This is a genomic window from Candidatus Fusobacterium pullicola, assembly GCA_018883725.1.
Taxonomy (GTDB): Bacteria; Fusobacteriota; Fusobacteriia; order Fusobacteriales; family Fusobacteriaceae; genus Fusobacterium_A; species Fusobacterium_A pullicola.
The window spans coordinates 1-12,114 of record JAHLFN010000084.1 but is presented as its reverse complement, the minus strand read 5'-3'; the positions used below and the strand labels follow the sequence as shown (position 1 = coordinate 12,114).

Here is a 12,114-nt window from a genome sequence, read left to right as displayed (position 1 = left end):
CTTCAAAGTTTACTTGGGGATTTTCTGACTTAGGAATTATTACTTTATTTCCTTCTACATATCCTACTATTTCTTTACTTTTTTTCTTCTCTACTGTGAGATTTAGCTCTGCCTTATCTCTTCTTTTTAAGGTTTCTACCTTTGTTACTTCCTTATTGGGATTTTCTGCTATTGTTGTGTGTGGGACTTCTGCTAGTACATTACTTATTAGTACTAGGTACAGTGCTATGGCACAGATAATGCTCTGTAATCTATCATAGCACCCCCCCCCTCCCATTCATTTTTTGTACATTTTTATTTATCATATTTTTCACTTCCTTATAACCAATCATTTTTCATTAATTTGATTCCTTCATTATCAAAGTTGAAAACAAATAAGTTTCCATCTTTTCCTTTCTCTATATAAGATAGTTGAATTACCTCATCAACTCCTTTAATAGAGTAATCAATACCTATATAAGTTACTTCTATTAAATATTTAGCTGGAAGAAGTCCAGATACTTCAAAGACTCCAGTTTCATCTGGCATAGCTAACTCTAATTCTTTTCCTGAAAAATCTTTTATTTTTACTATGATATTTTCATAGATTTTTGCTTTTTCTACCTCTGATAATTGTAGTATTTCTGCAACATTTATTTTTCCTGTTAAAGTACTCATAGGTTTTATTGGAAGATAAGCTTCTATTGTTGCTGTATTTTTCCCTTCTACTTTTAAAGGACTTGGTGTTTGAAGTAGGTTAGGTCTTTTTATTTCAGCATTTAAGTCATATAGGACTCTGTTAGGAATACCATAGAATATAGCTTTTCCTTCTGAATTTGTCTTTTTAGTTTCTCCTGCTAATTTGATTTCTATATTCTTAGCAACTCTTTCATCTTCATCAAATTTATCATTATTATTCATATCAATGAAAGCTGTTACTTCAACTGGAGAACTCTCTATACTTCTTATATTAGCTTTAGGATTTCTAAGGTCAGTTATTCTATCTATTCCAACCTTATATTGTTGATTTCCTCTCTTATCTGCTTCACTCTCAAAGTTGAACCAGTTATTGTAGTTAAGATTGAATCTTACTGTAAAACTATCTTTATTTTCCTCACTATACCTAGCTTCAAGAGTATAGTCAAATAAATCATTACCATTACTAAATACAGAGAAAGCTGTTTCATATTTTCCATTATCCTTCCAAGTATTTTCTAGTCTTGTTGTAAATGTTCTAAATCCTGTGTAATAGAAATTTAGAGAGTATTCATCTTCCTCATCAAGAAGAGTTGACTTCTCATATTCTGCTGTTACTAGCATTGATTTATATGATTTAGAGTACTCTATTCTGTATCTATCTCCTCTTTGTGAGATTTCATCTTCACTCCAAGATAAGTCAGCATATTTTTCTTTCCAGACTTTTTCCCATTCTAACTCTAAAGATTTAATAGGTTTCCATCTAGCACTAAATACCTTTTCATACTTATCAGAATAGTATTCTCCAAAGTTTTCTTGTTGATATTTAAGTCTTAAATCTTTAATATCAATCTGTCCTAAGAAGTCATATTTATACTCATCATCAGTAGATTTTAAAGTTACATCATCTACATAATTATTAAAAGCTTTTTCTCCACCACTCATTAAAGTATATTGATAGCCTTTAATTGAATTACTAAATACTAATTCTCCTCTTCCTTTATCTACATATTCATACCTTTCATTTATAGTACGAGGTTCTTTTATATATCCTCCTCCTACTGTTAAACTATCAGTAAGTCCATAGTAAGTCATAGCATTTATTCTATATCTATCACTTACATGGTCTTCCCTAACATCAAAGTTATATTCCCATTCTCCTTTATTTTGTTGGTTATAATCTGATGTAGTATTTATGATTCTTTCATAGATTTTTCCATCTTCTGTATAAATCTTTAGAATATACTCTCTATCCTCTTTAATGTTTCTATTAGCAAATATTACTTGTCCATTAGTAGCTGTTTGAATATCTATTACAGTTCCTAAATAGATAAGCTCTACTCTTGAACCTATTGGTACATCTTCTTTTAAGATATAATCTTTAGAACCAGTGATTAGATACCCTTTATCTTTCCAGAATCTAATCCCATTTTCTCTAGCTCCATTATCTCCATATTTAAAGCTAGAAAGTTCAAGGGTATGTTTATTATGAATATCATCATAAGTTAATTTAACGTCCCCTAATAAATGTTCCTTTATATCATATTCTGCATTTAACTCTCCATATAGGAAAGCTCCTTGATATTCTAATCTAGCTTCCCAATCATCTTTAAAAGAGTCATCATCACTATTCTTATCTCTAGTGAAGATTTTATTAGCTTCTGTTCTTAAATATCCTAATTCAAATAGTTTATTTTTATTCTCATAAACTATCTCTTGCTTATAGTTATCTCTATCTATCATATTCTTAGTTAAATCAAGTCTTAGCTTTATCTCCTCTGGAGTCGCAAAATTTAAGTTCATATTTATTCTTTGCTCTTCTTGACTTATTCTAAGGTTTCTTAAAAATATTGACTTAAATATATCAGACTTAATATATATCTCTTTTCCATCAAGAACTAAGTCATCTTTTTTTAAAGCTAACTTTTCTACCCTATAATCAATATAATTTTCTTTTACACTGATAATTACATTTTCTAAACTATCCCCAATAAACATAGAAATATCTCCATTTTCTTTATCTTGAGTATAGTTAGTAAAATTCATAGCTTCAAAAAAATTAAAAAGAGAGAAATACATATTCTGATTTTTGTACCATACAGAATAAGTTTTACTTCTTAACTCTCCATTAATAAGAAGGTCATAAATTTGTTTTCCCTCTTTTTCAACATAAGTATTAGTCAAAATAGCATAGTCCTCTGGGGACATTACTCTTTTTAATTTTTCTATATCATCTGTTTTAGCTTGAGCTAATAGAGAAGTTATAGCAAATAAGATTAAAAAATATCTTTTTTTCATTATTTTTCCCCTTTCATTTCAATTTCTTTTATCAACTCTCCGTTTAAGCTTCTTAAACATACTTTAGAGCCTTTTTTAATTTCAGTCGATATTTTAGTCAAAAATATTTTTTCATACCCCTTTAAGAGTCTTATAGAGCCTAGATATTTTTCTGATTCTTTAGAATTTTCTAAAAACACCTCTAATTTAGTTCTTATCTCTCCTTTATTTATAATTTTCATAGAAAGTTGATTATTTTCAACTTTTATATCCTCTACTTCTATTTGAGGTTTTAAATCTCCAACAAAACCTGCTAATTCAATTTTCAGATTTGTGTATATGGAAAGATTTCCACCTCTTTCTACATTTGGAGTATTTACTTCTTTCACTCCTAATATAGCTGTATATTCTCCATCTTTGGTATTTTCTGGAGCTTCAATATATAATTTTACTTTTCCTGTTTCTCCTGCTTCTAAATTCAAATTTCTTGGATAATATTCAATCCATTCAGACATATCATTTTCATTACCTTTTTCAAGGTAAATTCTATATGAAGTTTTATGAGATAGAGCATTTGTTACATAGTATTCTTGTACCTCTCCACCATTATCTATCCTTTTGTCAAAAATAAGTGGCGAAACATTCATATAACTATATGATTTCAAACTTAATAAACAGAATAAAAAAGACACTATTTTTTTTCCCTTCATTATTTTGCCCCTCCTTAAATTTTTTAAAAAGGGAATGGTATTTACCATTCCCCCTTTAAAAAATCTAATATTTATATGGGATATTGATATTAATTAAATACTATTAGATTATTCTTATTTATTATTTTGTTAGTTTATTTTACAGTAAGACTAGCTGTGATAGTACCTGTTCCTACATATTGTCCACCTACTGCTTGAGTTCCTGCTAAAATAACAGAGTTAAATTCACTTCTTAATTGGTTATCAGTTGCTGATACCTCTCTATCTCCTTTAATATAGTTTAATTCTGTATCCATTGTTACTAAATCATCATTCTCATCAGTTGAAGATGATAGTTTTTCAAGAGTTAATGTATTTGTCGCCTTGTTGTATAAAGTTGATTTTACATCAAATTTTCCTGTATAAGTGGCTGTTCCTGCTCTTCCATCTGCAGTTGCTGAAAAGGCATATCCATCTGCTCTTTGTAATATAACTGTCTTTTTTACAACACTTCTAGGCAAACTTCCTGCTAATTTAGTACCATGGTCAAATACTACTGTATCATAAAGGTTTCCATTCTCATCAAATAATCCAAGCTCTGGTCCTTTAGGTATTACATTAACTCTTACCTCAAATGGTACTCCTGCTCCTACTGAATCTCCTTTAGTAGTTACTCCTATTGGACTATCTACTAATTGTTGGTCTGAAGCTACTCTAGCTCCAAAAGATATTGAACTTAAAGCCAAAACTGATAACACACATACTGCTATTTTTTTCATTTTCATTGTTTTTCCTCCTAAGATTTTTAATAAATTTCTATATACTGTTTATATAGTGTATTTTGGGGAATCACGTCCCATAAAGTTCATATTCTACCTCCCTTATCTTAATAAATTTTTGAAGTGTATTTATCTTACTTTTATTCTTTGTTTTCCTATAACCTTATAGTTATTAAAGTCATAGAAGATTATACAGTCTGTTCCATCTGGAATTTCTTGTTCTATCTCTGTCTTAGAACCATTAAATAGACGTCCCTTTGTTTTGACATCTATTAATGTATTAGCCTTATCTACAAATCCTATACCCAGTTCATAACCTCTTCCAGTTTCATTTTTCATAGTAGAGTTCCAATATTTTTTTCCCTCAACCTCTCTAAATTTACTATTTTCAACTGTTAAAGGTTTATCATAAGAACCTTTATAAGCAAACATTTCTACTTTCATTCCTAATTGGAATGACATAGTTTGTTTAGTTTTTCCTTTTAAATCCTCTATATCTGGAGCATTTACTGTTCTTATTGACAGAATAAAGCTATTCTCTCCCTCTTTTATATCTCCATAATCATCTTCTATATATACCTTAAAAGGTTTCTCTGATAGTGGTTCTACTGCGATTAAATTGGGATATACAGTCATATGTTTAGATACATCATTATCTTTACCTGTACTCTCTATTTCTATCTTATATCTTGCCATTTCTTTGGAAGTATTTTTTAGGTAAAATTCCCCATATGCTACTCCCTCATCTTTATCTATTATCTTGTCATAACCAATCGGTCTTAACAGTATGCTATAACTTGATATTGACATTGATAACATTAGTAAACTTGAAGTTAATATTCTTTTTAAATTCATTTTTCCCCCTTAAATTAATAATTTTTTTAATTTATCAAAACTATCAACATCATAAGTTACTCCATTAATACGAATATTTTTTATATTCATATTAGGTATCCCTTCTGAATCTTCAAAGATTATATGTTTAGACTTTTCTATAATCAACTTATGTTCTATTCCTTTCAATATTATTTTATTTTCAGAGATAGAAGTAGAATCTATGTTAAAGCCATATACTCTGCTCTCTGTATAAACTTTTATTTGCATTTTTACATACCTCCTTAAAAAAATTTGTAAATAAAAAACCTGAAAAATAGCTGTATTTAAACAGTTATCTTTCAGGTTTACGGTTTCTTGTTTCTCGAGTTCCTAAAAATTATATTCTATTGTTTATTAATTTAAAGGGTTACGGCTCTCTGGCTCGAGTTTCCTCATATCATATTATACCATATTTATTTTTTAAAATCTACATTTTTTTCATTCCTCAATATTAAATTTTATAGTTTCTATTGCTTCCATTACACTTGTTTCTAGCTTTTCAAAATCATTATCTAAATCATTTTTAAAAACTATATGTCCATTTGCTCTTGTACTTTTAGGAGCTCTTAACAATAAATCGCCTATATCATCATATATTTGAATATCATAATAGAATGGTCTAAAAACTCCTTTTGATAAACCAGAGATATTTTTTAATTTTCCTTGTTTTTGTGCCCAAAGACAATGAGTTAATGTTGGATATGAAATACCCTTCTTTAACTTAGGTCTTTCCCCTAATGATAAATCAATTAAAATTTCTATATAATCATTTGTAGTTGAAGTTAAAACAGAGGAATAAATAGGTCCCCCTCCTAATCTAGCTCCAAACTCGATAAGAATAAGCTCATCTTTAAAAGTTCTAAATTCTGTATGTAAAACATAACTTCCTAAATTTCTATGAATTTTATCAACATATTTAAATGCTTTTTCTATTAAATTTTGTGGAATTCGACTAGGAGTTGACCACATATATTCTTCAAAATATGGACCATTATTAGGAATATTTTTATCATGAATTGCTAAAATATGTGTTTGATTATCAAAAAAAATACTTTCAACACTAATTTCTCCTATCTTATAAGGCAGAAGAGAAGGATATAATATTTCTCCTCCTATTATTTCTTCTGCTAAAAATAATAAATTATTATGATTTAAATGTTCATTAAATAATGGGTCTTTTGAATACATAACTCCTAAACTTAAAAACTCTTCTTTTTTTTCTAATAATTCTGATAATGTTTCAAATCTTCTTACAATTCCTGAACCACCTCCTATTGTAGGTTTTAATATAATTGGAAAAGTTAATTCTTTTACTTTTTCTTCAAATTTATCATCTACTAATATAAATTTGGGAATAGGAATTTCTAACTCTTTACTAAATTGTCGCATCAAGTATTTATTTCTAGCAATTAAAGCTTTATCACTTTTCATTCCTGGTAAATTAAAAATAGTAGCAAGTGCTGAATGTAATGGAACACATAATTCTGATAAATTCAAAATCCCATCAGGTTTCCCTATTTTTTCTATTTTTTTTACAATATCTTCTATATCTAATAGACTTCTATTCATTTCTATTGTAATAATATTATCAACAAACTTAGAAAGCCATTCTTTAAAGTCTTTTTTATCCAATATTAAAGTAAAAGAATAATGTTTCCTTAATGAATTAATCTTATTAATATGAGCTAGTCTACTTGGATTATCTGAATATAATACTAAAATATTCTTTTTCATTGCTTTTGTATAATAAAGATTACCTTTATTATACTTCCCTCCCTATTTGTCAATTTTTTTATTAAAAAACTTAACTATTCTATCTACTCCTTCTATAAATTCTTCATCTTTTCCTGAAAAAGATACTCTTATATATTTCTCTAAACCAAAAACCTCTCCTGGCATTACTGCTACCCCCTCTTCTTTTAACAATTTATCAAAAATAATTTTAGAATCTTCTTTAGTTTCTATTAATAAATAAATTCCAAATTCAGAATAATTTTTTATCCTTATTGAAGATAATTTTTTCAATTTCTCAATAATATAATCTTTTCTACTTTTTAACCTTTTTCTTAAAATTGTATTAATATTTTGATGTTCCTTTAAAATTATATCAACAGTATATTGAGCTATTGTATTAGGATTAGATGTCATATTTGATTGTAAAGCTTTTACTACTTCTACTAAAGATGAAGGTAAAATCATATATCCTAGTCGCAAACCACTTAACCCAAACCTCTTAGATACACTATTTATTATAATTAACTTATCTTTTATGAGCATAGATTTTTTTAATTCTAAAATACTCTTAGTTCTTTTAGAAAAATATATATCCATATAAACCTCATCACAAATTAAATAAAAATTATATTTTATAGCTAAATCTATTATTTTTTCTAACTCCTTTTCATCTACTATCATTCCACTTGGATTATTTGGATTATTTATAATTAAAGCTTTTGTTTTTTTAGTTATTTTCTTTTCAATTTCTTCTGCCTTTACTATAAAAGAATTATTTTTTACAAAAATAGGCTTAGATTTCATAAGAAGAGTCAAATCCACATATGATGGCCAATAAGGAATTGGAATTATTACTTCATCATTCTCTTCCAAAATACTAAATAAACAATTAAATAAACAATGTTTAGCTCCATTACATATTATTACATTATTTTCATTATAATTTTGTTGGTAATCATAAATACTTAATATTGTTTTTTTTAATTCAGTTATTCCAGTTGAATTTGTATAATTAATCTTTTTTTCTTTTATTATATTACTAGATATATTTGCTAATAAGTTATAATCATTAAATAAAATATCTCCTATTGACATATCTATAATATTTTTTTTTTTTTAATTTCTAAAACTTGTTCAAAAATTTTAGCTGTTTTTGATATTTCAATTTTAAGTTTTGAATTATTCATATTCATACCTCAATATATTTCTATTATTTGTCTAATATTTTTTTTACTCTCCAACATGAAGGGTCTGAACCTACTAATGCTTCATATGTCCCATATCCTTTATTTTTTAAAGTTTGAAACACAGTTCCTCTACATCCGCCATAGCAACTTCTATTTTTGAACTGTTCACAAGTTTTACAATCTCCTTCTATTAAATCTTCTAATTGTCTAATTACTTGCAAATTTTTATTATTTAGAATAGATAAAATGGACTCTTCTTCTAAATTTCCAAGTTTTAAATCAATTCCTGGACATGGATAAATATCTCCATTATCATGAAGGTCTATTCTCATAAGATTTTGGTAACATGTTCCTCCTATATATGGTGGTTTTGCTTCCCAAAATTCATATCCTTCCTTTATATCTCTTTCTTGAACCTCTTCAAATAACTTCTTTAACTCTAAATCTGTTAATTGATATTCTTCAAAATTTTTAGCATATCCTTGTAATTTTATTACCTCTGCATGAGAATAAATATTTAATTCACGGCATTGTCTTATTAATTCTGGAATATAATTTATATTTAGCTTACAAATAACTGTTTCTATTCCTAAATAACTTGTATCAGGATTTTCACATTTATTAAATCCATAAGCTATTAATTTTTTTATCATATTTTTTTGGTCCTCATATATCTTTTCAGCATTTCCCTTTAGACCTGTCATTTGTTTTTGAATTTCAATTACATCATTATAAAGTGGAGAATCTTTTTCTACTATTGGAACATTTAATTTAGTTAATATAGACACTTTCTTACTTTTTAAAAACTCAATTAATTCATCAGTTAATAAAACACCATTAGTTACTAGTGTTATTGCTAAATTTTCTTCATATACGAAGTTTATAACTTCTTTTAATTTAGGAGAAGTTAATGGTTCAAACATTCCATTAATAGTTATTGCTTTTAATCCAACTTTTTTTAATTCTTTGACCCATTTAAACATTTTTAAGTGCCAATTTGCATCTTTGTACCTTATGTAATCTTCTTCTTTTAAATTTTTTTGTAATTCTGGACTACTTGCATAACAATATGGACATGCCCAATTACAAACAGGAGGAGTATTTAGCTTTATTCCTGCTCTTAATAATTTTTTAGAATACATTTCTTCTTTAGATAAATCAATTCCTGCTAATTTTACTATTTTTTTCATATTTCTCCTTTCATTATTAATTAATTTTATATTACTATTGGATATTTTTCATAAACTTCGTCAATTTTTTTTATTAAATCTTCTTCATCTTCAGCTTCAATAACTAAATAAATACTTTTTATATAAGCAGTTGAATGTGAGTACTTTTGTCCCTCTTTTATAAAAATTTCTACATGTTTTATCCATGGAAAAGATAAATAGTCTTCTTTTGTTGGAACATATTTTATAATTCCTTCTGCTTTTAAAGGAGAAAAATTTAATCTACAATATATTTTTGAGGGGTGTTTAATATTTAAATTAAGCTTTTTCCCTAACTCAATATTTAACCATTCTTCTATTAAATCAATTCCAAATGCTACATTTATTGCTTGAACAATTGCTCCTCCTCCATTTCTTTTAGCAATTTCGGAAAAATAAATTTTACCATCTTTTACAAAAAATTCTGTGTGCATAATTCCATCAAAATATTTTAACTCATTAATTAAAGAAATATGTTTTTTTTCAATTTCTTGATATAGTATAGGATTTAATTCTTTTCTTACTAAAAAAGACCCATTTCTATTTACTTTTTTCATAACTTCAATTCTTGGAACTAAATCTTGAAATATACTCAAAAATATACATTCTCCATTCTTCCATAACATATCAGCATGGTACTCTTTTCCATCTATATATTCTTCTAAAACTATTTGGTCAGAATGTAATACTTGATTTAAATTTAAATTTAAAAAATACTTTTCTAACTGTTTAGAATTGTATAATACTTCTGTATTATAACTTCCCATTCCACAAGCTGGTTTTGCTACTATGGGATAAGTTAAACCATGTCCTATTCCTGCTTTTAATTCTTCTAAAGAATAACTTGATTTAAATTTTGCAAAATCTAAATTTGCATTTTTAAAATGTTCTTTCATTGCTCTTTTATCTCTTGTCCCTATTGCTAATTCAAGATATTTAAAATCTTTTTTTAACAAACTATAAAAGAATCCTACTGCTAAAACAGCATGTTCTTCCCCAGCAAAAACTTTATCATAATTATCTTTTTCATTAAGTATATCTTGATATACAGCAACTAACTCTTCAATAGAATCAATACTATTAATTCTATAAATTTTATATAATTTCTCTAAAGTTTCATTTGAATAAGGTACAGTTTCATCAATTGACTCTAAAATTAAAATAACTTTTTCACTTTCAGATAAAATCTTTTTTAACATTTTTTCCTTGCATTTAAAACATATTATTTTCATATTTCCTCCTTTTATTTAGTCCCTACTATTACTAATTAATTTTTCAATCTCTTTTTTTCCTATGTACATAGCTATTAAAGAAGTTATAAAATCTGATACTGGAAATGCTACTAATACTCCATTATCTTGAAAAAAATAAGATAAAATAAAAATTAATGGTATATTTAAAATAGGAACTCTTAACATATAAAAAAAAGTTGCTTTTTTACTATCTTTTATTGCTTGAAAAAAATTATTATAACTTAAAAAAAGAGCAGTTGAAAACAAAAGACATAAATGAACTCTTGTTCCATGTGAAGCATATTTTATCAATTCTACATCATTTTTTACAAAAAAACTAATAATATACTCAGCATTAATTAACGTTATAATTAAGCAAAATAACGAAATTGATAAAACTATTCGAACATGAATTTTCATTACTTCTTGTATTTTTTTAAAATTTTTTGCTCCATAATAATAAGCTATAATTGCTGGAGTTCCTTGAGAAAAACCTTGAAAACTAGTATTTATTAAATCTCTTAAAAGCGAAATTATTCCAATAGAAGCAATTCCTAAATCTCCTGAGTATTTACCCATTTGCTTTAACATTACTACTGATAAAGAAAATTGAAAAAATTGATTTATGAATCTAGGTATTCCTATTTTAAATATAGATACTAAAGTTAAAATTTCAAATTTCATTTTATTTATTTTTAATTTAACTACATCATTTCTAAAAAAAAAGACTAAAACATATATAGAACCTAAAAAAACAGAAATGAATGTAGCCAAGGAAGCACCTGCTACACCTAAAAATAATTTTGCTAAAAAAATATAATCCAATATCCCGTTTAAAATAGTAACAAAAATATTTATAACCATTGCATTGAAAGGATACCCTATTGCTCGAATTACTGTACTTTGAGATAAAATAAATTGAAAACAAATCATTAAAATAAAATATTTTGTATATTCTTTAGCTAAAATGATATTCTCTCTTGTTGCCCCTAATTTCCACAAAAAAGTTTCATTGAAAAGCCATAGTATTGTTGATAATACTATCCCTATAATAATTAAATATAAAAATCCTTTAGATAATATTTCTTCAGCCTCATATTTTCTTTTTTCTCCTAATTTTATTCCAATCAATATTGAAAGTCCTGAAAAAAGAAAAATAACACTATTTACAATCATAGTATAAGGAAAAACTACTGACATAGCACTAATTCCATCACGACCAACTAAATTACCTATAAAAAAACGGTCTGTTAAAGTACAAATAATACTTATAATAGATGATAAGGTTGATGGTATACTAAATTTTAAGATATTTAACAAAACATTTTCTTCTTTAAATGTGCTTTTTTTCATAAAATAGTCCCCCCTTTTTATTTTTTTATTATTCTAGCAAATCAAATTATAAAATTTCAAATTCATTATTTTTATTATTGTTATATATTTATTAAATATATATA

Annotated in this window: 11 protein-coding genes; all 11 read right to left on the bottom strand. The window is 26.2% G+C overall.

Annotated features, from left to right (window positions below; translation table 11 throughout):
- Nucleotides 1-277: hypothetical protein (locus tag IAA47_09700; protein MBU3843235.1), on the bottom strand; the 277-nt coding region annotated here is incomplete at its 3' end.
- Between the two features lie 41 nt (nucleotides 278-318).
- On the bottom strand, nucleotides 319-2,973 hold the full coding sequence (locus tag IAA47_09695; GenBank protein MBU3843234.1) for a hypothetical protein: 2,655 nt from the start codon (nucleotides 2,971-2,973) through the stop codon (nucleotides 319-321).
- On the bottom strand, nucleotides 2,973-3,662 hold the full coding sequence (locus IAA47_09690) for a hypothetical protein (protein ID MBU3843233.1): 690 nt from the start codon (nucleotides 3,660-3,662) through the stop codon (nucleotides 2,973-2,975). The genes IAA47_09695 and IAA47_09690 overlap by 1 nt, the downstream gene beginning before the upstream one ends.
- 134 nt (nucleotides 3,663-3,796) lie before the next feature.
- On the bottom strand, nucleotides 3,797-4,426 hold the full coding sequence (locus IAA47_09685; protein ID MBU3843232.1) for a hypothetical protein: 630 nt from the start codon (nucleotides 4,424-4,426) through the stop codon (nucleotides 3,797-3,799).
- A gap of 123 nt (nucleotides 4,427-4,549) precedes the next feature.
- Nucleotides 4,550-5,275, bottom strand: a complete 726-nt coding sequence (locus tag IAA47_09680; GenBank protein MBU3843231.1) for a fimbria/pilus periplasmic chaperone — start codon at nucleotides 5,273-5,275, stop codon at nucleotides 4,550-4,552.
- Nucleotides 5,276-5,284: 9 nt separating this feature from the next.
- Nucleotides 5,285-5,524 carry a hypothetical protein gene (locus IAA47_09675; protein ID MBU3843230.1) on the bottom strand — a complete coding sequence of 80 codons (240 nt, stop codon included), beginning with the start codon at nucleotides 5,522-5,524 and terminating at the stop codon, nucleotides 5,285-5,287.
- Between the two features lie 210 nt (nucleotides 5,525-5,734).
- Nucleotides 5,735-7,030 carry an ATP-grasp domain-containing protein gene (locus tag IAA47_09670; protein ID MBU3843229.1) on the bottom strand — a complete coding sequence of 432 codons (1,296 nt, stop codon included), beginning with the start codon at nucleotides 7,028-7,030 and terminating at the stop codon, nucleotides 5,735-5,737.
- A 42-nt stretch (nucleotides 7,031-7,072) separates the two neighbouring features.
- Entirely contained in the window at nucleotides 7,073-8,125 is a 1,053-nt protein-coding gene (locus IAA47_09665; protein MBU3843228.1) for a pyridoxal phosphate-dependent aminotransferase, read from the bottom strand.
- A gap of 115 nt (nucleotides 8,126-8,240) precedes the next feature.
- Nucleotides 8,241-9,407 carry a radical SAM protein gene (locus tag IAA47_09660; GenBank protein MBU3843227.1) on the bottom strand — a complete coding sequence of 389 codons (1,167 nt, stop codon included), beginning with the start codon at nucleotides 9,405-9,407 and terminating at the stop codon, nucleotides 8,241-8,243.
- A 26-nt stretch (nucleotides 9,408-9,433) separates the two neighbouring features.
- Nucleotides 9,434-10,657, bottom strand: a complete 1,224-nt coding sequence (locus IAA47_09655) for an ATP-grasp domain-containing protein (GenBank protein ID MBU3843226.1) — start codon at nucleotides 10,655-10,657, stop codon at nucleotides 9,434-9,436.
- A 15-nt stretch (nucleotides 10,658-10,672) separates the two neighbouring features.
- Nucleotides 10,673-12,010: an MATE family efflux transporter gene (locus tag IAA47_09650; protein ID MBU3843225.1), complete on the bottom strand. Its 1,338-nt coding sequence runs from the start codon at nucleotides 12,008-12,010 to the stop codon at nucleotides 10,673-10,675.
- Nucleotides 12,011-12,114 lie beyond the last annotated feature (104 nt).